The 21,220-nt window shown below is 46.6% G+C and carries 22 protein-coding genes; 4 read left to right on the forward strand and 18 right to left on the reverse strand.

Features of this window, described 5'->3' with window-relative positions; all coding sequences use genetic code 11:
- The first annotated feature begins 20 nt into the window (after window positions 1–20).
- On the forward strand, window positions 21–509 hold the full coding sequence (locus RIF36_RS10960) for an Xre family toxin-antitoxin system antitoxin (RefSeq protein WP_350075130.1): 489 nt from the start codon (window positions 21–23) through the stop codon (window positions 507–509).
- Window positions 506–964 (forward strand): RES family NAD+ phosphorylase, encoded by a 459-nt coding sequence (locus tag RIF36_RS10965; protein WP_350128659.1) that lies wholly within the window; start codon window positions 506–508, stop codon window positions 962–964. Before RIF36_RS10960 ends, RIF36_RS10965 begins: the two co-directional genes overlap by 4 nt.
- Window positions 965–984: 20 nt before the next feature.
- On the opposite strand, the gene RIF36_RS10970 is transcribed toward RIF36_RS10965, so the two are convergent.
- The 16 genes from RIF36_RS10970 to RIF36_RS11045 form a co-directional block, all read right to left on the reverse strand.
- Window positions 985–1,863, reverse strand: coding sequence for a dimethylarginine dimethylaminohydrolase family protein (locus RIF36_RS10970; protein WP_350128656.1), 879 nt, complete (start codon window positions 1,861–1,863; stop codon window positions 985–987).
- A 5-nt stretch (window positions 1,864–1,868) separates the two neighbouring features.
- Complete coding sequence (locus tag RIF36_RS10975) at window positions 1,869–3,281, reverse strand: glycoside hydrolase family 140 protein (RefSeq protein WP_350128653.1); 1,413 nt, start codon at window positions 3,279–3,281, stop codon at window positions 1,869–1,871.
- Window positions 3,278–4,594: an amino acid permease gene (locus tag RIF36_RS10980; RefSeq protein ID WP_350128650.1), complete on the reverse strand. Its 1,317-nt coding sequence runs from the start codon at window positions 4,592–4,594 to the stop codon at window positions 3,278–3,280. The genes RIF36_RS10975 and RIF36_RS10980 overlap by 4 nt, the downstream gene beginning before the upstream one ends.
- 63 nt (window positions 4,595–4,657) lie before the next feature.
- Window positions 4,658–5,248 carry a PepSY-associated TM helix domain-containing protein gene (locus tag RIF36_RS10985; protein WP_350128647.1) on the reverse strand — a complete coding sequence of 197 codons (591 nt, stop codon included), beginning with the start codon at window positions 5,246–5,248 and terminating at the stop codon, window positions 4,658–4,660.
- Window positions 5,233–5,832, reverse strand: coding sequence for a hypothetical protein (locus RIF36_RS10990; protein WP_350128644.1), 600 nt, complete (start codon window positions 5,830–5,832; stop codon window positions 5,233–5,235). Before RIF36_RS10990 ends, RIF36_RS10985 begins: the two co-directional genes overlap by 16 nt.
- Before the next feature lie 2 nt (window positions 5,833–5,834).
- On the reverse strand, window positions 5,835–6,884 hold the full coding sequence (locus RIF36_RS10995) for an acyltransferase family protein (protein WP_350128641.1): 1,050 nt from the start codon (window positions 6,882–6,884) through the stop codon (window positions 5,835–5,837).
- Window positions 6,885–6,950: 66 nt separating this feature from the next.
- Window positions 6,951–8,798 (reverse strand): sulfatase-like hydrolase/transferase, encoded by a 1,848-nt coding sequence (locus tag RIF36_RS11000; protein WP_350128638.1) that lies wholly within the window; start codon window positions 8,796–8,798, stop codon window positions 6,951–6,953.
- Window positions 8,799–8,984: 186 nt separating this feature from the next.
- Window positions 8,985–11,570: a TonB-dependent receptor gene (locus tag RIF36_RS11005; RefSeq protein WP_350128635.1), complete on the reverse strand. Its 2,586-nt coding sequence runs from the start codon at window positions 11,568–11,570 to the stop codon at window positions 8,985–8,987.
- A gap of 41 nt (window positions 11,571–11,611) precedes the next feature.
- The gene (locus tag RIF36_RS11010) at window positions 11,612–12,328 is read right to left on the reverse strand and encodes a LytR/AlgR family response regulator transcription factor (RefSeq protein WP_350128632.1); all 717 of its coding nucleotides are present in this window, start codon (window positions 12,326–12,328) and stop codon (window positions 11,612–11,614) included.
- Window positions 12,325–13,353, reverse strand: a complete 1,029-nt coding sequence (locus RIF36_RS11015; RefSeq protein WP_350128629.1) for a sensor histidine kinase — start codon at window positions 13,351–13,353, stop codon at window positions 12,325–12,327. The genes RIF36_RS11010 and RIF36_RS11015 overlap by 4 nt, the downstream gene beginning before the upstream one ends.
- 221 nt (window positions 13,354–13,574) lie before the next feature.
- On the reverse strand, window positions 13,575–14,795 hold the full coding sequence (locus RIF36_RS11020) for a redoxin family protein (RefSeq protein ID WP_350128626.1): 1,221 nt from the start codon (window positions 14,793–14,795) through the stop codon (window positions 13,575–13,577).
- Window positions 14,796–14,990: 195 nt separating this feature from the next.
- On the reverse strand, window positions 14,991–15,398 hold the full coding sequence (locus RIF36_RS11025; protein WP_350126678.1) for a sll1863 family stress response protein: 408 nt from the start codon (window positions 15,396–15,398) through the stop codon (window positions 14,991–14,993).
- Between the two features lie 114 nt (window positions 15,399–15,512).
- The gene (locus RIF36_RS11030; protein ID WP_350128623.1) at window positions 15,513–16,490 is read right to left on the reverse strand and encodes a c-type cytochrome; all 978 of its coding nucleotides are present in this window, start codon (window positions 16,488–16,490) and stop codon (window positions 15,513–15,515) included.
- 107 nt (window positions 16,491–16,597) lie between these two features.
- A complete protein-coding gene (locus tag RIF36_RS11035) occupies window positions 16,598–17,101 on the reverse strand; it encodes a hypothetical protein (protein ID WP_350128620.1) in 504 nt (167 codons plus the stop codon).
- Between the two features lie 6 nt (window positions 17,102–17,107).
- Complete coding sequence (locus RIF36_RS11040) at window positions 17,108–17,644, reverse strand: acyl-CoA thioesterase (RefSeq protein ID WP_350075098.1); 537 nt, start codon at window positions 17,642–17,644, stop codon at window positions 17,108–17,110.
- Between the two features lie 4 nt (window positions 17,645–17,648).
- Window positions 17,649–18,302 (reverse strand): protein-L-isoaspartate(D-aspartate) O-methyltransferase, encoded by a 654-nt coding sequence (locus RIF36_RS11045; RefSeq protein WP_350128618.1) that lies wholly within the window; start codon window positions 18,300–18,302, stop codon window positions 17,649–17,651.
- Between the two features lie 138 nt (window positions 18,303–18,440).
- Here RIF36_RS11045 and RIF36_RS11050 point away from each other — a divergent pair, with 138 nt between their 5' ends.
- On the forward strand, window positions 18,441–19,028 hold the full coding sequence (locus RIF36_RS11050) for a riboflavin synthase (RefSeq protein ID WP_350128616.1): 588 nt from the start codon (window positions 18,441–18,443) through the stop codon (window positions 19,026–19,028).
- A 32-nt stretch (window positions 19,029–19,060) separates the two neighbouring features.
- Window positions 19,061–19,759 carry a LytR/AlgR family response regulator transcription factor gene (locus RIF36_RS11055; RefSeq protein ID WP_151999832.1) on the forward strand — a complete coding sequence of 233 codons (699 nt, stop codon included), beginning with the start codon at window positions 19,061–19,063 and terminating at the stop codon, window positions 19,757–19,759.
- Here the strand turns inward: RIF36_RS11055 and RIF36_RS11060 are convergent.
- Both RIF36_RS11060 and hemF read right to left on the reverse strand, forming a co-directional pair.
- Window positions 19,745–20,305: a phosphatase PAP2 family protein gene (locus RIF36_RS11060; protein ID WP_350128613.1), complete on the reverse strand. Its 561-nt coding sequence runs from the start codon at window positions 20,303–20,305 to the stop codon at window positions 19,745–19,747. The two genes, RIF36_RS11055 and RIF36_RS11060, sit on opposite strands and share 15 nt — an antisense overlap.
- Entirely contained in the window at window positions 20,302–21,201 is a 900-nt protein-coding gene (hemF, locus tag RIF36_RS11065) for an oxygen-dependent coproporphyrinogen oxidase (RefSeq protein WP_350128610.1), read from the reverse strand. Before hemF ends, RIF36_RS11060 begins: the two co-directional genes overlap by 4 nt.
- Window positions 21,202–21,220 lie beyond the last annotated feature (19 nt).

Raw genomic sequence — 21,220 nt, forward strand, 5'->3', positions numbered from 1 at the left:
AGTGGACAAATTACCCGAATATGAAAAAGCCAGGATACGAGCTCAAAGATGACAAGCCAATGGAAGTGCGTGAAGCTGCTCTCGCATACTATGCCCTGCCGGGTAAATTTTCTCCCGGAGCTATTCTGGGCTTAGCTAATGATCAACTTATGGAGCCCCTTCAGAGAGTTGCTACCTTCAGGAAGGGATTGAGCAAAGGTTCTTTTGACAGGCTGAAGCAAGTGACAGGTCTCGATTACGAAAATATGGCAAGGGCTTTGTCGGTTTCTTCAAAAACACTTCAAAGAAAGGATGTTTTCGATATAGTGCAATCTGAAAAAATGTATGAACTGGCTACTCTTTACGCCAGTGGCATTTCTTATTTTGGCCAGGAGGGCTTCCGGCGATGGATGGAAAGGCCACTTTTTAGCCTGGGAAATATAAAGCCTATTGACCTCATAGATGTATCAGAAGGAGTTGATCTGCTCAAAAATGAGATAATGCGAGTTCAGCACGGCATTGCTATATGACAATTTATAGAATTGCCAGGACTGAATTTTGTGATTTGTCAGGGCAGGGTGCCAAGATTTACGGCGGACGGTGGAATCGACAGGGCTTTCCAGCGCTATATGGTAGCAGCTCTGTTTCATCTGCCTTGCTTGAAAGGCTCACGGTAGATACTGAGCTCTTTTCCTCGGAGCGCTATGTCTTATACTCGGTGATGGAGCTTGATTGCCCTGATGCGATGGTTAAAAAGTATGCAGCCAACGATTTGCCTGAAGGATGGGATGCAATCCCCCACGGCAGTGTTTCAGAGGAGTTTGGTAGCCAACTATTAGCTAGTGGTTTGCTGTGTTTCGGCGTGCCATCAGTTGTGGACAAAAGCTCTCTAAATTTTTTAATCAATCCAATGTCGAGAGATTTTGATATGATTGATGCAAGGATTCTTCCACTAAGCCTTGATCAAAGGATTGTTCGTGGCTAATGATAAGATGATATGCCTTGCTAAAGTCCTCTGGAAATCGGCCTTGTCAAACAAGTAGGCCCGCCACCGCCCTTTACGCTGATTTCCTGACCTTTGTAGGTGATTACTTCGCAGCCAGCATCTCTGAGCCTTTTCTCTGTTGTTGGATTACCCTCCACCATCAGGCATAGCTGGGGCGCTAGTGCCAGCACATTGCAACCCATGGAGTCAAACTCTTCTTCCGGCACTTCCACTAGCTGAAAGCCCCTTTCTAAAAGCAGATTTCGGAACGCAATAGGCATCAATGGCGAATACACAACCGCCAGGTTCTTATCAACCGGGCTCAATATCGACATCAGGTGAAATACGTCGGAAGGCCCTCTGTAATGTGGTAGTTCAGCTACAACCACCTCAACACCTTTCGGTTCAAGCATGGCTTTTAGCTGAGCGATGCCTTCCAGATTGGTTCGGTAGGTGTGTCCTACTGCCAGGGTCTTGCTGTCGAGCCAGGCCACGTCCCCACCTTCCAGCGTGCCTGGGGCAACGATTTCTCCCATAATGGTTATTTCGTTGTCTGCAAAGAATCTTTTTTGTGCTTCAGGCTCCCTGGCACGGGCTTCTTTGCCCATCCGGCAAATGATCATTCCAAAGTCGGTGGACACAGAGGCATCCCGACAGTAGAGGGAATCAATGGACAGCTCTTCGTTTTCAGGAAGGTGAAGGAGTTGGACGCCAGTGGCTTTCAGCATTCTTTCAAACTTCTTATATTCTTCGTTGGCAAGAGCAAAGCCCGGCTTTTGCAGATAGTTTAATGCCTGCCATTCTCTGGCGACTTTTTCCTCACTGATAAATGCGTGAGAAGATGGTTTGATGACCAGCTTCGTGAGTTTGCCGAATTCTGAATGGGTGCTTTTGCTCATATTGTTTATTTTTTGCCAGGCGCTGGGTATTTTTTGTCGGCATCATCAATCACAATGACCCAGTCAGGCCCAGGTTGATTCTCTTTTATGAAAACGTTCCATGTAGATATCTTGAACACTCCTGTGTTTTTTACTTTTCCATAGGGTATCGCTTCTCCGGTAACGGGGCTATACCACCACACGAACAAATTTCCTCCGGCGATTGCATCCGTTTTGATAGAGACATCCCGACTCATAGGCAAGTACGCCATTATGTAAGTAGCGTCTTTCTTTCCTGGTTGGCCGTTTCTTGTAGCTTGCATGTGATCGGAGGCATATTCATAATTTTCCTGGTTAATCAACGACTGATCTGGAATTCGGGTCAAAAATGGGCGTGATTCCATCAGGTTTCTAAGGTGCTTCATCTGGCTTGCTCCGGGTTGCTCAAGCGCTTCATTCCAGGGCATGTTGGCATAAATAATCGGGCTTACGTCAGCTGTGTACATTTGCCAGATATTATTGTTTCCATAGGTGTGTCCAAAGGCCCCTGCAAAGACTGACCAGTAAGCATATTTTCTTATCTCGTAGTCGTTGTAGCGGGGGTTGGCTGGATTGAACCACTCGTTAATGTCTTCATAGGCTGGTTCACCGTTGAGTACAGGCTTGGGCGGGGAGAGGTTGTAGTCGTTTGCCACCCTGGTGTACACATTGTCGGAAAAACGCTGGTGCTCCGACTGCAGGATGTTGAAGTCCAACCAGTTGGTTTTGTGAAACCATTCTGAACTGGTTTGCTGGCCAGATGGGTGATAGCTGATGAGGTGGGCATTGCCAGCTCCTTTCTTCAATCCCTCTGCCATAGCATTCCAAATATTTTCCTTGCCGGTTGGAACCCTATCGCCGCCTAGTATCCATAACACATTCCACTGGTCTTTATACCTTTTCCCTAAAAACTCACCGTAGGTTCGTGCGTTGGATTCCGTGAAGATCATTTTATTGTCAAACAAAGGGTGGGGTTGATCCTCTGCATGGGCTCCCCAGGTAGGAAGGAGTGCCATATACAAACCGAACTCTTCTGCTTTTTGCACGACATGATCCACTAGCTCAAAGTACTTTTCGTTGGGTTGCGAAGGATCGAAATCAACGAGTGGAAGATTTCCTTCAGCGTTGGGCACCGTCAGCCCGTTTATCTCACTGAGAATTACAGCCTGAATAGCCGTAAATCCCTTGCTGGCTCTGTTTCGCAGGTAGTAGTCAGCCTCGTTTCGGTCAAGTCTGTGAAACAGCTCCCATCCGGTGTCTGCCAGGTAAAAGAACGGCGAGCCGTCTTCCTTTACTAAAAAGCGTTTGTTGTCGCTCACCTTCAAAGGCTGCGATTTGGCAGCTACTCCGAAAATAAGCAGTAGGCCCGTGATGCTTAAGGCGACGTTTGAATATTTCATTGCTTTGAAGTCAGTCTATTTGGTTTAGTTTTTCCGAAAACATACAGCGGTATGCCGAGTAGCAGTGATACAAAACCCCAGGCGATGCTCTCCTGGCCTGCGCCGATCATCGCCCACATTCCGTAACCAAATGCGAGCAGACCCAAGCAAATATCCCAAAGCCGTTTTGCCGGGGGAATATTCTGGTTTCGATTGACAATCAAAAAAGACGCTGCCGAGAAAAGGTACGGCACAAGGACGGTAGTGGCTGTTAACAGGATGAGGAACTCAAAGGCGCCTGCCATTCCCCTGGAGTAATTCATCACCAGCAGCACGGAGACAATAACACTTCCAATGATAAGGCCAACTGCCGGGGCACCGTTTTTATTTACTTTGGCAAATATCCTGGGAAAATCGCCATTTTTTGCAGCAGCATATGGGGTTTGTCCCTGGAGCAGAATCCATCCGTTCAGCGCTCCAAAAGTGGATATCAGGGCACCAATGGTGATAAGGTAACGGCCGGTATCTCCCCAAATCAACCCTGCGGCATCGGCGAACGGGGCGTTGGAATGCTGAAGTTCGGAGGGGTGGATCATTCCCATGAGGGCAACCGAGCTCAAAATATAAACCCCGGTGGTAATCAACGTGCCAAGCATGGTGGCTTTTGGAACTGTGGTCTCCGGGTTCCGGATGCTTTTTCCGGGGATAGTTGCTACTTCCAGCCCCATGAAAGCAAAAAGAGTGATAGTGGCGGTGGCGGTGACTGCGCTGAAATTACTTACCTCGCTGATATTGAAAGGACGAAAATTGCCAAAATCGACATAAAACAAACCGGCAATAGTTATCAATAATAAGGGAGCTAGCTTTAATACAGTAGTGGTTAGTTGCACATAACCAGCTTCTTTTATGCCAAGTGTATTTATCCAGGTGAGAAGCCATACGACAGCCAGGCTCACCGCCAGGGGGTAGCCGGAATTTTCGGCAAGCTGGGGGATCAGCACCGACAGGTAGCTAACGAAGGCCACCACTATGGCAGCATTGGTAGCCAGCGTGGATATCTGGTAGCCCCATGAAGAGAGAAAACCGGCAAAATGCCCCAGGCCTTTGGTGGCATAGGTGTAGGGCCCCCCATCTTCATTAGGGAATCGCCGACTAAGTCGGACAAAAACGAGAGCAAGAAAAAGCGCACCAATGGATGAAATCACCCACCCAAGCAGGCTGATAGCCCCATAGGCAGCCAGGGCTACAGGCAGGAAGAAAATACCCGAGCCTATCATATTGCCAACAACGAGGGAAGTAGAAGTCCAGAGCCCTATTTTCTTTTCTTGCGACATAAGTGGATCATATTGTTGGGCAAGTTAGTTGAATAGGATGTGCAGCCCCGGATTCCGTTGAAATTAGTAAAAGATGAAGGTTAACCAAACCCATATGGAGTAGGCAAAGCCGGCAACAAGGAAGCCCACACCCAGCCATCGGTATTTTACGAAGCTCAGCCACATGTACACGCCAGTTAGCACGAATATGAGCAGGGCAAGGCTGGCGAGATCCATCAGCAGGATATACAAGCTATAGGCAGGCGGACCACCATATTTGTGCAGCCTATGGTAAGCCGTGATGCTTCCCATAGTGTTTCTGTCAGATACTTTGACGGTTGCTGTGGTATGGGTGCTGTCAAAGTAAACGATCGTTTGCCGCAGCATGCTTTGGTATTCGTAGTAAGTGGTGCCTTTGTTTGTCCAGGAATTGTGGAAGCGGCCGCTTATTTCCAGTTTATTTTTTAGTTGTTTGTACAGCTCCTCATTGCTCACGTCTGGCTTTTTCATTGAAATGGTCTTGATGTCGGGCGCAGGCTTCTCCTGATCAAACCATTGTGGATTGTTCATCAGGTAGCCGGTGACAAAATACATCACCAGAAACGTGATAGTGATGAAGGCAGCATACATATGGATCTGCCTGATAAGTTGATAGAGGTTTACCCGGCGAGCCATAAATAGATCATTAGAATAAGGGACATAGAAAGGCTTCCGATAAGCCAAAAGGCCGAAGATTTCGACCTCGATTTGCTGATCCACCAAAGGTAGATGCCACTAAGCGCCCAAAAGAGCAGGGAATAAACGGTTAAATCCTGATAGAGCCCCCAGGCATTGATCCACCAGGGTGCTCCGGGGATTTCTTCATGAAGGCCATGAAGTCCCTTTAGCATCGATATGAACCTTGTGGAGTTAGTGGTAAACTCAATTTCCGGGATGCCCCAGGTGCCGGTCATTCGGAAGTCTCTGCCGAGGTTGCGTACATTCACCAGAAAGCCAGCTGAATCTATATGTGATTCCCACGGAATGAACCAGCCCATGAGGTGCAGAGAGTCTCGAAGTGCCTCACCTAGCGCTCGAGGGCTATCAAAGCTGTCCTCATTTAGGGTGATGGCTATACGCTCGCATTTGACCGGGGTAAACTCCTCTTTTAATGAGATATGGTTAAAACTGAGAGAGGACAGGGCGAAAATAAGCAGGTAAGGTGTGCAAAAAAGCCCCAGGTAGATATGAAACTGCAAGAGGTAATTTTTCACCTTCATAACTACAGCTTAAAGAAAACCTTCCTTTGATACAACCAATAGCACAGGTACCAGGTGAAGACCCAGGCCGCCAAAGCCGCAAATAAGGCTTGCCAATGTTCACCTGCGCCGAGCAAACCGGTGAAGCCACCAGCGAAGACCGCCAGGGTCTTATTGAGCCATTGGTGGCCAACAGTTTCGAAAAACAGGTATATGAATATGGAGTTCATTCCCACTACTGTGGCTATTAGTACCCCTCGTTGTTTTTTTCTGATATCGACCCACCAAAATAGAAGTGCCACCAAAAGAATTACCCAGCCAGCTGATGCGATAGTGAAAGAGCTGGTGGCGATTCTCTTGATTATAGGAGTGATACCAGCTAAATCCATTGCAAACCCGACAACCAAAAAGCCGAGTCCAGCTATTGATAGCCATTTTAGCTTCGCCGACGATGGCTTGTCCTCCATTAGCCATTTGCCGATTAACACTCCCCAGATGGTGTGCGCTGCGGTAGGAATAAAGTTGATGGTGACCCAGCCTCCGCCGTTGATTTTGCCCATCAGCACCAAGTCCATGTAGTTGCCAAAGTTGTGCTGATCAACGAATGGTTGGTCGAAGTCGGGCATTAAAATGAAACGATACATAAGTTCTGTGAGCATCAGCAATCCAATTGATACTGCGAATTGGAAAGCAAATGATTTCCGAATGATCAGGTAAGCAATAAGTGTGGTTACCGACAGTTGTGTCAGCACATTCCAAAGCTCCCAAACTAGTTTGCCGCTGTACACACAATGCAGTGCCGTGCCTGCTATCAGCAACTTGAGGCACCTGATAAGTATGTGCTTCCAATTGTCTTCCCAGCTAATGCCCTTCTTTTCTTTCTGTAAATAGGAAAGATACATGGCCGTGCCTGCCATGGTCATGAAGGCCGGTTGTATCAAGTCCCAGAAGCGGAGGCCATTCCAGGGGTGGTGGAAAAACTGGATCATCACATAACTTCCAAAAAAACTCTCGGGGCTTAGTTCGTGGATGGAGTCCCACACCCGACAAGCCTCGCCTGCAAGTAATATCATTATTAGCCCCCTCATAACATCGAGAGATACCAGTCGCTGATTTGCTAGTGCGGGCGTTGACATAGCTTAATTCAATTTGTCAAGGATGTGATTGACAGCTTTCGGCATCTCGCTCATAGCCTGGCCCACGCTGTCGGCAAGTGATTGCTCGAGAGCTTGCTTTGCGGGAAGCGCATCCATTCCAAATTCTTCAAGCACGTTGGCAGCATACACCCGGGTAATGGCTCTGGGCGATTGCAGTTCGGAGATGCAGATATCGAGCGCTTCTTTTTTAACTCCTGATTTGTAGAGTGCTTCGGCAACAGCCAGCCTCACACTAGCTGACGAATCCTTAGCCATTTCGATCAGGGTAGTTTTTGTCTCAGGTGATTTATCCTCCAATATCATGGTGCCGGTAACTGCCCAATACCTGACGGCTGCATTGGGATCACTGAGTCTTTTTATCAGTTCAGGCAGTGCAGAGGGATCACGCATACTTGCCAGGTCGGCGGTTTCAATCACGTAATCCATCCGGAAGTCTTTGCCTCTCACATAGTCGAAGACAGGCTGCACTTCCGATATTTCAGCCGTCATTGGCTCCGGCAGGAAGTTGGCATCCCTGATCTCTTTTACCCACTTTAGGTTTTCATTGCGAAGCTCCAGCAAGGTATTAGCGTATGCCGGGTCGGTCGCCAGGTTGTTGATATTGTCCGGATCTTTCGCAACATCGTAGAGTTCTTCAGCAGGCCTTGGCAGCCAAAATCTTGATTGTACTTCATTCAACTCACCATTTTTAAAAGCCTTTTCCCAGGAAGGCATAGAGCGAGCCAGCCATAGGTAGTAAAGGTGCTGGCCATTGGGCTTGTGAGGCATGTAGTTTCTTATGTACCGAAACTGCTTGTCTCTTACACCTCTCGCCAGATCAATTCTTTCATCCATTCGCCCCCGGTAGGCATGGGCATATTGCTTCGGCTCGGCCTGCTGGCTACCCAAAAAGGCATCGCCTTGCATGTAGTCAGGCACTGTTACACCTGCCAGACTTAGTACGGTTGGGCCGAAGTCGGCAAAGTTAACCAAACGATCACTTTTAGAGCCTGCTGCTGATGGTGCCAGGTGCTTGTACTTCTCCGGAAAGTTGATAATCAAAGGGATGTGAAGCCCTGATTCGTACATAAACCTCTTGCTTCTGCCCAGCACTCCGCCATGGTCGGAATAGTAAAAGACAATGGTATTTTCTGCCTCTCCGCTTTTTTTCAAGTCGGCCAGAATGCCAGCCACTTGAGAATCCATTTGCTGCACCCGGTCGTAGTACTGTGCCCAGTCGTGCTCCATGTCTTTGGTGCGGGGGTGGTATGCAGGCATGGGTACTTTGGTCGGATCGTGTTTCAGGTCTCCCCAGGGAATTGAATCGTGAATCTGACTTTCATGAGTAATGAAAATATTTTGAACATGGAAGAACGGTTGACCAGGCTGCCGGTTTTGGTAAGTCGCTTTGTTGCTGGATTCGTCCCAGCATTCAGGTTGATCTACCGTATTGTAATCTTTCTTGGAGTTGTTGGTAGTGTAGTAGCCAGCATCCCTGAGGTAATTGGGAAAGAAGCGCATGTAATCTGGTATGGGGTAGGGGCTGCGCATAGGCAGGGTGCCCAGCGAGGCACTGTACATGCCTGTGATGAGTGTGGACCGGGAAGGGGCACACACTGGTGTGGTAGCAAAGGCGTTGGTGTAGAGAACACTGAGGGCGGCCAGGGAATCGAGAGTGGGGGTAGTAGCGAAATCGTCGCCATAAGCACCAAGAAAGGGGCTGTTGTCTTCGCTGACTATCCATAGTATGTTGGGTGGAGTTAGTTCTTCTTTTTGCTGGCAGGACCAAAAAAGACTAGTCAACAGGAGTGTGGCAATAAGGCTGCCTGGTTTTGCTTTATCAGCTAGCATAGAGGTGCAGGTATGGTTACAACCCAAAAGATAGCAAAAAGAAATTACAGGGTTGTCTGAAGATTTAGTAGCGGCAAACAATGGTAGTGGCACGGCGGATTGCGCCGATAAAACAGAAAAAGCCGGGCAAATATGCCACGGCCTTTATCCCTACCAAACTTAAATTATTGTCTTTTGCCGGGTAGCTTAGTTTCCTCGTCCTCTTCTCTGAGTAGCTGCTGGGGCTGCTGGCGCCGCACCACCTCCATCGCTGTCGCCACCGTCACCTTTCAAGTCGTCATTTTGAATGGACTTTCTTCGGCGCTGTGGGCCATCAGTAGTTATTTTACCAATGCGATAGCTGAAGTTCAAAGAGAAGCTGAGATTATTTCTGATATCAATGCTGTTTTGTACGATAATAGGGGTAATGGTTTCGCTCTTAATTTTAAGCTTTGGGTTAAGGAAGTTCTGAACGCCCAGACCAATGCTACCACGTCTTTCATTGAAGTCTTTCTTAATACCAAGGTTATACATCCCAAACCCGCCTCTATAGCCCTGCAGTTCGGTTCTTCTCAGACGGAAAAAGCTGAACATTTGCAGACCATATCCATTTCCAAGGTCATAGTTTCCAAAAAACCTTCCACTGATGACAATACCTGTATTGCTGGCATTGTAAATGGGGTCAGGGTTGTTGTTAGAAAGCACTGCATAGTACACATCTGAACCACCATTGAGCATTAGCTTCCCAAAGTTGATGTTGGCCGAAAGGTTAATGCCGTAGGCATCTTCCTGGCCAATATTTTGGTAGGTGGTTCTGATTGTATCGCCTCTTACATCACGCACGCTGCTAATGGCGCCAGTGGTATTGCGGACGAAAAGGGCTGTTTGTATAGAAGACCTTTTGAAGTAGGAGCTGTAGCCCAGCTCATAGTTGTTAGTGTATTCAGGGTCTAGTTCTGGGTTTCCAACTGAAATATTCAATGGATTAGAAGCTTGTATGTTAGGGTTCAGAAACCTGATGGATGGGCGTTGTATTCTTCTGTTATAACCCAGTTTTATCATGTTGCCGTTTTCCAGTTTCTTCGATAGGTTAACGCTTGGTACAATTACACCGTAGGATGGGATGTCAATATCGCTTTCTGTTTTTGTAAAAGCGTCAATCGTCGTATACTCGTATCTGGCACCTGCTTTTACGCTGTAGTCTTTTGGAAGGGAGGCAGTGTAGGATAAATATCCTGAAGTAATTCCCTGTCTGTAATCAAGATTGTTGTTGAGCGTCGTGCCTGTCAGCTGCACATAGCTACCATTGGCACCATCAGCCGTGAGGTAGGTAAACTCACTAATGGCGGTTCTCATAATTTGCTTGGCACCATATTCCACTAGCTGCTTATCACCGATGGGGCTGGTGTAGTCAATTTGTAAAGTAGTTTCTTCATCGTAGCTGTCGTTCAGGTTCTTCAACCTGTTCAATAACGTTTCGTCATCTACGTCGTAGTTGTAGTTGCTGAAATCATTGGTTCTATTGTTTTTGCTCCACATACCCATGATGGTCAACTCTTTCTGGGGCTTATCAAACACATGGGTGTAGGCCAGACTTACGTCAATGTTATTGGATAAATCTTTTGTTTCGACGTCCATTAATGTTTCGCTCACCAGAACATCATCTCGAAATGACCGACGTGTCAGATCGTCCTGAGTGCCTCTGCCATTTCTGGCTCCCAGCTGTACTGATCCAGTCAGGTAGTTTTTATCGTTGAAATCATAGTCAAGCCCAAAGGTGTAGCGTCCAAATAGCCTGTTAGAGGTTGTGCTTGCCTCTTGAGTAGTAAAGGTTTCCATTCCATTGCTTATGGTAGTTTGTCTGTTTTCAAAGCTACCTGTAGTGTTGTACTCAGACCTGCCAAAGCCGCCTAGCGAAAGACCTAATTTTTTCGTTTGTAAAGCTCCGTTGAGTCCCAGATTCGATCCTCTTAGGCCTACACCAGTATTAACATTCAGTGTTGCCCCCTGTAGGTTGTTCTTTTTAGTGATAATGTTTATAATACCTGATGTTCCTTCCGCATCGTATTTAGCTGAGGGGGAGGTGATCACCTCTACCGACTTTATTTCGTCTGCAGGAATTTGCTTCAAAGCGTCAGCAATGTTGGCTGCCATGATCGCTGACGGCTTGTTGTTGATCAACACCCTAATGTTTTCGTTACCCCGAAGGCTCACGTTGCCGTCCATATCCACCGAAAGCATTGGCACACGTCTCAGCACATCTGTAGCGTTGCCGCCTCTGGTGGTCGCATCAAGCTCGGCATTGTAAATAGTTCTGTCGACTTTCTCTTCCACCATGTCACGCTGGCTCACGACTGAAACTTCCTCAAGTACCTCAGTGGCAGACCCCAGCTTGATGACACCAAGATTTACTTTGTCTTTTTTGTCTTCAACAGTGATCCCTTCAATTACCTGCCTTTCGTAGCCGATGAAAGAAATAGCTACGTTGTACGTACCAGGCTCAACCTTTGAGATTTTGAACTGACCTTTGTTGTCGCAGACAGCGCCGTCGATGGGCTTGTCAGTTGCAGGGTCGATAAGAGAAACCGTGGCAAACTCTACTGGCTGATTTGTTTCAGTGTCTAGTACAACTCCCTCAATTTCGCCGTTTCCGGCATCAGTGGTGGCTGTAGGCACGCTTCTGTAGCTGGCCTCGCCAGGAGCTTGCATAGGGGTGTTGCTTATCGCTGCCGACTGGGCTACGGCAAGTCCTACGCTGCCAATTGTAAACATGATGGTAAGAAGCTTTTTCATGCTAAGGATCCTATTTGACTTTATGTTGTATGTTAGTTTCATTACTTCACTGATTTTTTATTCAGGTATGCCTGAAATGTTTCTTTGTATGCGTCTGCAATCGTGATGCCCACCTGTCCAATGACCACTTTGTTTCTTTCTATCAGGTCAATGCGGTCTAGTCTCACAATAAAAGACCGGTGTATTCTCATGAATTGTTGAGATGGAAGCTGCTCTTCCAGTGATTTCAAGCTCATCAGTGTCATGACGGGCCTTGTTTGATCCTGAAGGAATATTTTTGCGTAGTCTTTCAGCCCTTCGATGTAAAGCACCTTCTGCAAGTCGATTTTTACCAGTTTATATTCAGATTTGACAAAAAGGGCATTGGGATCGGTTTCCGAGCTACTGCCTGACGTCACCGATATCCACTCTCTGGCCTTATTTGCTGATTTCAGAAACTCCTCGTAGTTAAATGGCTTAAGCAAGTAGTCTATTGCGTCGACTTTGAAGCCTTCCAGGGCGTATTCTTCGAAGGCTGTTGTGAAAACAACCTTGGGGCCATTTTTCAGTGATCTGGAAAGCTCCATACCGGTAAGACCAGGCATTTGAATGTCGAGAAACAGTAAATCTATTTTTTCAGCAGCTATTTTTTCCAAAGCCTCATACGCACTACTGCACTTTCCAGCCAGTTCAAGAAATGGCGTTTTTTCCACATAGCCCTCAATAAGGTTGAGTGCTAATGGCTCATCGTCGACAATCAGGCAGCGAATCTTTTTCATAGCTTAATTTTTAGCTCTGTTTTATAAATGTCATCCGCTATGTCATGGCTAATGCTGTATTTTCCAGCATACATCAAATCCAGCCTTTTTTCAAGATTGACCAACCCTATGCCAGAACCACTTTTGTCGTCCATAGTTTTGGGTAGGTTAGGGTTTGCTACTGTAAATGTCACTTCGCCATCTGCCATTACCAGCTCAAACTCAATGGTTCCTTTTGCCGATCCGCTTGCACCATGTTTGAATGCATTCTCCACCAGCGGGAGAAAAAGGAGGGGGGTGATGGTGGCACCCTCCTGCACCTTGCCAAAACTCTTTTTCACTTTGATGTTAGCGGGAAGCCTTATCTCCATGAGGTCGATAAACTTTTCCAAAAACTCCACCTCTTTTGCCAGCAACACTTTACCTTCCTTCGCTATGTAAAGCATGTAGCGCATCAGCTTGGCCAGGCTGTGGATAGTTTCCTTTGCTTTTTCGGGCGAGCTGTCTACAAGCGAGTATATATTGTTAAGCGAGTTGAAGAAGAAATGTGGCTGCAGCTGGTATTGCAGATAAGTAAGCTCTGAATGTAGCTGTGCGTTTTCAGAGTTTCTCCTTAAGTTTTCTGACTCAATCCACCGCTGCGTCATCCTTACCGCCAGGCTAAGCCCAATGGTGATGATGGCTGTTATCGACTCCCAGTAAACAGAGAATATTTTGAAACTGGATGAGTGAGGCTTGTCGTGGCTTTCAAAGAAGAGCTCTCTGATTTGTCTGTGAAAAAAAATGCAGATCGCAACAAGCAGGATATTGGAAACAATAAACCGGAGGCCCTTTCTATCAAAGATGAATTTCTCTATAAAAACAAAGTAGTTCACATAGAAAATGATTACCGAGAAACCCATTGGAACCCAAGTTCTGCGTGCCACAATGCTTATATCGAGTGTGTCGCCATAAAAAACGAAGACCGGAAAGAAAAACAGAATGAACCACACTCCAAAATGGAGGAGTATTCTTAAGTTCTTTCCGTTAGTTTCTATTATTGCCATGCGATTATTTTTACACTGATGACAGTGTCAACAGCCTATTAAACATACAAAGATGGCTTAGAGTTGGCCTGCAACATTCACTAATGGACGTAGGGAGGGAATTTGAGGAAGAATGGCTGATTTTTGAGGATGGCTTTCAGCCAGTTTCTTTAAAAAATAAAAGTGAAGCCCGTTTCCAGACTTCACTTATCAAATTTTTCAGGACGGGAAATGTAGGAATGTTAGTACACTCTGCCTATCATCTCATGTTCTACAATGGCTCTTTTTAGTTCCAGGAAGTCGACTTCACCCTGGTGTTCGTACACCACCTTGCCTCCCGGCTCCACCAGTGCTGTGTAAGGCAATGCGCCGTCCCAACCGTCACCAAACGCCTCAACCATAGCATAGTTGTCGCCGCCCGTAAATATATAGTTGGGTACTCCCGATTCCTTTTTATCAAGAAACTCGAGCACTTTATCTCTCTTTTCCAGCTTATCAGCCGAGATGGATACAAATTCGAAATCACGGGCGCCGTACATGCGCTGAATAGCAATGAACTCGGGGTATTCGAGCATACATGGGCCGCACCAGGTAGCCCACACATTGATAAGTCTTAGTTTTTTCGAGTCGTCGTTTTTTAGCAAAGTTTTGATTCCAGCCAAATCGATGTCTTCAACTTTCACCTCCCTGCTATTCCAGTCCTTGTCCACCCGCTCTCTCATGTCTGTTTTCCATCCCCACTTTGTGGAGCAGCCAAAGACTTTTGTTACGGGCTCAGCTATAGGTTTTCCTTCAAGGGTGGCGTCTATTGCAGCTCTCAAATCCTCTGAGTTGGTTGTGCCTGGTTTTTCCACTTTGTCCAGACGGCCATTGTAGGTCAATACTCTGTTGCTGTCGAAAACGAAAGCGTGAGGAGTAGCCACCGGGCCGTATTTCAGAGAGGCTTCTTCAGTATCGCCGTCGTACAGGTAAGGAAAATTGTAATCCATATAGTCGGCCCTGAGTTGCATGGCCGTATAGTCGTCGTTCAGGTCGGTGTACCCTAGTTCTTCGTAGAGTAGTCCCATAGGGCTGTTGGGTGAAATGGCTATCAGCTTCACACTTTTGCCTTTGTAATCGTTCACAACAGCTTTGATGCGGTCTTCGTAGGCCTGGGCAGTAGGGCAGTGGTTGCATGTGAAAATGATCACAAGCACACTGGCATCGCTGAAGTCGTCAAGGGTGTAGAACTTTCCATCAACACCTGGTAGGTTGAAGTCTGGTGCTTTTGCTCCTATTTCAAGCGTAGTCACTTCTCTTTTGGCAATGAACTGCGGATTGGCAACAAAAGCGGGCTTCATTTCACCGGATGTTTCCGTTTCACTGGCTTCGGCACTTTGGCTTTCATTTTTATTGCTTTGGCACGCAGAGAATATTGTGGCAAATACAATAATGGCAGCAAATGAATTCTTTAGAATTTTCATAGTTTCAATAGTAACAATATTAGCACGGTTTCGTGTCTGTCGGTTTTTCGAACTTATCAATAACTTTCGCCAAAGGCAATGAAATGTATTGTTAGGAAGAGAAATTCATTGGGGAATGGGCGAAATACCCCCTAAACAGAAAGAGTGGACGTTTGTCCACTCTTCATTTTGATTATGTGTTAGTCCACCGATTTTTTAGCTCTCTTCTTTTTTGAACACGTCGTTGAACTCCTTTTTTACATTGTTGACAACTGTGGTTGCATCTTCTTTGATGCCATTCCAATTGTCTTTGGTAGCCTCTTTCACGTCTTCCAGTTTGGACTGAAGCTGCTCCTTTTGATCATTGAGTTTTTCTTTGAGCGTTTCGCTTTCCTCGTCCATTTTGTCCTTCAAACCTTCGAGCTTCTCATCCAACTCGTCAATCTGATTTTCAATTTTGGCGGTAAGCTTCGCCTTTTCAACCTTGATCTTATCAGTCGCATTTTCTACAGCTTCTGTTGCATTCTCTTTCATGTCCTCAGCCTCTTTTTTTGAGTCCTGGGTACAACTAAATAACAACATCGACAGCATAGCTGACATCAATACACCTCTTAGAATTTTCATAGTTTTTAATTTAAAATTTATAACTGGTTACAACTAGTTATAGCGTTTTTAAAACTATTTTGTTTCATTCGTAAGTGTAAGTGTCTGATTTTAAGAGGTTAACACATGGCTGGTTTATAGCTTTTTCCAGCGTTCCACTGTGTTCGGTACGGGATCAATTGTTTGCAAATATTCGTAAATGGCTCCCAAGTCCTGCTCGGTCATGCCAGCATACATAGTCCAGGGCATCACTGTTTGGAACTCGCCTTTTGCCATGTCCACATCAGGTAGTACGTAGGTGGAGTCGGTGTAAAGCTTGAACCGCTGGATAAAGGCAGTTTTTGTCCACTTGCCTATGCCCGTTTCGTGTGGGGTAATGTTCATGGACGATACCATATAGCCGTTGCCCATGTTGAATTCAAATCCGCCTGCAAACAGCTCGCCCACCACTTGCCCGTTTTCCTGCCTGGTGTGGCATTCGGCACAGCCTGCGGCATTTGCCACATAGGCACCGTACTCGACTACATTTTTCGGGTCTGGTATTTTCTTCGGACTGGCCGCTGCTGGCATAGTATTGATGATGAAATTGACGGGAAAATCGGCGGCAGAAGACTCGGGATCAAACGCTAAGGGAGTGAGTGACCGGACATAAGCGATAATCGACTTAATATCCTCAGTGTCCATTTTGCCATAGTACTTGTAGGGCATTACGGGGAAGAAGGCTGTTCCCTGTTTGCTGACGCCCGTTGTAATGGCTCTGTAAATTTCTCCGTCCGTCCAGCTTTCCAGGTGATAAGGTGTGATATTTTTCGAAACAAACCGACCCGGGAAGCCAAAGCTCTGATCAAAAAGTTCACCGCCTCTACCTTCAGTACCAGGTATAGGAGGTCCGGCAAACTTGCTCCAGTCACGTGTGGAGTGGCAATCGATACAAACGCTTACGTGGTTAGCGAGATAGCGTCCTCGTTCAATTTGCTGTTCGGTACCTTCAACTGATATCTCGGGGGCAGGCCCCACGTCAGGAAGTGCAAATTTCAGATAGGACAAGCCCGATGCAATGATCAGGATTAGCAGACTGATGACAATAATTGTCACCTTCAAAACTTTATTCATGTTTGGGAGGGTTGGTTAGCTTATTAAAAAATCCATGGCTGGAGAAAGCGAAAAAACTCTGACCAAAATAAGAGATCAGAAATTAAAATGAAAGGATTTCGAGCCAATTACTTGCTAAGGAACATCTCCTGCATGGCTTTCCAAAGTTTTCCTTTTAGTGCAATGGCTTGTTCGAGAGCAGCCAGGCTATCGGAGGCCAGGTACTGCTGGCCATCCCTTTTGATGACTGAGTATTTTGAGGTGGAGACTGGTAACTCCACGCCGAAAGAGAGCACCTTGCTGAAGGAAACTGTTTGTGCTGGATTGGCTTTGTAATCCGATTCGCTAATGAGCACGGCACTGCTCAGGTCTATGCTAACTGCCCCTGTGATTTTAGTCAGGAGCTCTTTCTGCGACGCTTCGAGTGCCTGAAAGGGTTGTTTTAGAATGATTAGCGTGTTTTGTTTGGGGGCGGCTGGTTCAGCCATTGGGGTTTTCGTCTCCTCCGGTTTTGCAGCCACAACAGGGGTCGGCTTTTCTGCTGGCGCCGGAGCACTTTGCTTTTCACCAATCAGGTAAAGCTCTTCAGTAAACAAAGCTTTCAAAGAAGCCGGATGGAGATCAGCGCCCATAGTGATTTAGCTTAGGTCTTCGGGTTTTAACTTAAAAATAGACTTCAACTCTACGGCATCCTCAGGCTTCATCCTTTTTGCCAACACCAGCCTCAGCTGACGGCGGCGAAGCGCCCCTTCGTAGAGCTCTTTTTCAAATTCCGTTTCAGGAGTTAGTTCCGGCACATCAATTGGGCGGCCGGTTTGGTCTACCGCCACAAAAGTGAAGAAGGCGGTATTGCTGTCGATTTTTTTATTGCCTGGAATGTCTTCGGCAGTTACCTGGATATATACCTCCATAGAGGAACTGAATGCACGTGTCACCCGGGCCTTGAGTGTTACAACATTTCCCAGCCGTATGGGCTTGCCAAACGAAACGTTGTCAACGGAGGCTGTTACCACGATGCGGTTTGAATGCTTCTGTGCAGCAATGGCGCTTACTATGTCCATCCAGTGCATCAGCCGACCTCCCATGAGGTTGTTGAGCGTGTTGGTGTCGTTAGGTAACACCAGCTCGGTCATGACTACTTCCGATTCCTTTGCACTCTTTGTTTTTTTTGCCATCTCCTTATTTTTTGCCCCAGCCATGCTCACCCAGTAATGGCACAAAGCTAAAATTATCGAAAGTTTCTTTCACCAGTTTATTGCCTTCTTTTTTAGTTATCCGAATCATTTTTTGGCTTTTGTCGTCACCCACCGGTATCACCAGCCTGCCTCCCGGCTTTAGCTGCTCAACAAGTGCGGTGGGAATTGTGGGCGCTCCGGCGGTGACCAAAATAGCGTCGAACGGAGCAAAGTTAGGCATGCCCTTCGACCCATCACCCTGGAAGAAATGGGCTTTATACCCCATTGCGGGTAGAAATTTGCGGGTTCTCTCGTAAAGCACTTTGTTGTATTCAATGGTGTAGACCTCAGCGCCAAGCTCCAGTAAAATACAGCACTGATAGCCAGACCCGGTGCCAATTTCCAGAATTTTACTCCCCGAGCCTGCCTCTGTTAGCTGTGTCTGAAATGCAACCGTGTAGGGCTGAGAAATGGTTTGGTCTTCCCCAATGGGAAAGGCCTTGTCCTGATAGGCGTGTTCTACAAAGGCATTGTCGAAGAAAAAGTGGCGAGGTACTTTGCCAATGGCGTCGAGCACCATTTTGCTCTTGATCCCTTTTTCAATTAACGTATTTACAAGTCCTCTTCTTAGCCCTTTGTGCCTGTAGCTGTCTTCCATTCTGACGGCAATTTAATTGAATTGACACTACTGGTCACAGAAGGAGATGAGTTTTGTTCATTACTTTTGAAAGATATTGGAAAAGGCTACCGTGTGGAGGTTCTGCCAATTAAATTCGCTGGATAATTAATAGATAAGATGTTTACAGGGATTGTTGAAACTACAGGGAAAGTAGAGAAGATAGAAAAGTCTGGGACGAACTATACTTTCACAATCGAAAGTGCGATTAGCCCCGAGCTAAAGATAGATCAGAGTGTGTCTCATAATGGTGTTTGCCTGACGGTAGTTGGCGTAGACGGTGGAGCGCATCAGGTTACGGCTATCCACGAAACCATGGAGAAGACTTCGCTGGGGCTGCTGGGCGAAGGCGACCTTGTTAACCTTGAAAGATGCATGCTGGCCAACGGTCGGTTCGATGGCCACATAGTGCAAGGGCATGTTGATCAGGTGGGCGTTTGTATAAGCAGAACGGAAGAAGACGGCAGCTGGCTGTTCGACTTTAAGTATGATGACGCATTGGGCAATGTCACTGTCGAAAAAGGCTCCATTTGTGTCAATGGTGTAAGCCTGACTTGTTTTAACTCAAGAAAAGGGGAGTTTAGGGTGGCCATTATTCCCTATACTTTTGAGCATACAAATTTCAAAAATATCAGCAAGGGTACTAATGTTAATCTTGAATTTGATATTTTGGGGAAATATATTCAAAGAATATTAAAAGGATACTAATCGACCTGAACCTTCAACCTTAAGAATTTACTATGGAAGTGAAATGCATGGTAGTGGATGATGACCCGCTGGCGAGAAAGCTGGTTAAGCACTATATTGAAAAAACGGAATTTCTAACGTTGAGCTATGAGCTTGCTAATCCCATTGAGGCCAAGAACATATTAGTAAAGGAGGATGCTGACGTCGATCTGCTGTTTCTGGATATTCAAATGCCAGAAATGTCGGGGCTCGAGTTAATGGAGTCGCTGGACAAATCTTATCAGATTGTGTTCATCACTTCCGAAGAGCAGTATGCCGTTCAGGCATTTGAGAATAGCGTGGTCGACTATCTGGTAAAGCCTTTTGAGTACCCACGTTTTTTGAAGGCTGCTACCAAAGGCAAAGAGAATATTGAGACACTTCGCAGGTTTGTAGAAAAGCAAACCCATGTTTTTGTGAAGTGCGACGGCAGGCTTGTGAGGATTCAGCTAAGCGACTTGCTGTTTGTAGAAGCGCTGGCTGATTACGTGATTTTCAATACCAAAAAAGGGAAGTACATTGTTCACTACACAATGAAAGGGATAGAAAAGCGGCTCCCTACCACTTCCTTTGCCAGGGTTCACAGGTCGTACATTATTAATATCGACAATGTTGACCACCTCGAGGAATCGAATATCATGATAGGTGATAAGAGTGTGCCGGTAGGAGCTTCTTACAAAGAGAAATTTATCAAGAAGCTAAACATGCTTTAGTCTGCCTGGTTTCCTCCCAATCAGATAAATGGTGTAGGCTGCGGCAATACCCACAAGGGCTCCCACAAGTACATCGCCGGGGTAGTGCACGCCGACGTAAATCCGGCTGTAGGTCACTATAGCAGCCCAGCCAAACCACACAAAGTGCCAGTAGGATTTTCCTGTGTGCAATAGACTGACGAATGTGGCCAGTGCAAAAGTGTTGGCTGCATGTGAAGAGGCAAAGCCAAATTTGCCACCGCATCCGCCGACAAGGTGTACCAACGAGGAAATGTCTGGGTCATGACATGGTCTCAGCCTTTCAAAAAATGGTTTCATTAAACCAGACGTGAGTTGATCTGCAATTGTAATGGTAATGGCGATGGCAAGTATTGACCAGATCGCTTCCATTTTTTGCTTGTAGATCAGCCAGATAATGAGAAAAAGGTAAAGGGGGACCCAGGTACTTCTTCCTGTTATCAGCAGCATGGGGCCATCAAGCCAACTGGCATAGTGCGAGTTAAGCCACAAGAAGAATTGTTGATCTAACTCAATCAGCCAGTTCATGAGCTCAACCAGTTAATTCCTTTTTTAAGAGACAAAAGCGTTTCGTGTTCGGGGGTGCCTGCTTCAGGCTGGTGGTTGTATTCCCAGCCAGCCAGTGGCGGCAAGCTCATCAATATCGACTCAATACGTCCATCTGTTTCCAATCCAAATTTTGTACCTCTGTCGAGCACGAGATTAAACTCCACATAGCGGCCTCTTCGCAGCATCTGCCAGTTTTTCTCCCGCTCACCATAAGGCAGCGAGCTATTGCTGGCCATAAAGTGGGTGTAGGTAGGTGCAAAAGTGTTGCCCACGTCTTGTACGAACTTCCACCGGTCATCCATCGAAATCTCATCTTCTGCTTTCAGGTGGTCGAAGAATATCCCACCAATGCCTCGGGTCTCGTGTCGGTGCTGCACATAGAAATAGTTGTCAGCCCATTCCTTGAACTTTGGGTAATAAGTCGGGTTGTGCCTGTCACAGGTGTTTTTGAGCGCCTGGTGGAAATAGACGGCGTCGTTGGGGTTTACGTAGTGTGGGGTGAGGTCGATGCCGCCGCCAAACCAGCATACGCCGTTGCTCATTTCAAAGTACCTAACGTTCATGTGAATGATGGGCACAAAGGGATTAGAGGGGTGGAGTACGATGGAAACGCCAGTAGCGTAGAAATCTGCCTGGTCGAGGCCAAAGGATTGAAGGACTTTTTCGGGTGTTGGGCCCCATACCGCTGAAAAGTTGACGCCTCCTTTTTCAATTACTTTTCCATTTCTTATCACCCGTGACCTGCCACCGCCGCCCCCAGGCCTGTCCCAGGCATCCTCTTCAAAGGAACCAATGCCGTCGGCTGCTTCCAGCGACACGCAGATATTATCCTGTAAGCCCTTAAACCAATTTGTAATTTCTTCTTTTCCAGGCATAGTTTCAACGATATCAATT

This window comes from Imperialibacter sp., from assembly GCF_040222815.1.
Classification (GTDB): domain Bacteria; phylum Bacteroidota; class Bacteroidia; order Cytophagales; family Cyclobacteriaceae; genus Imperialibacter.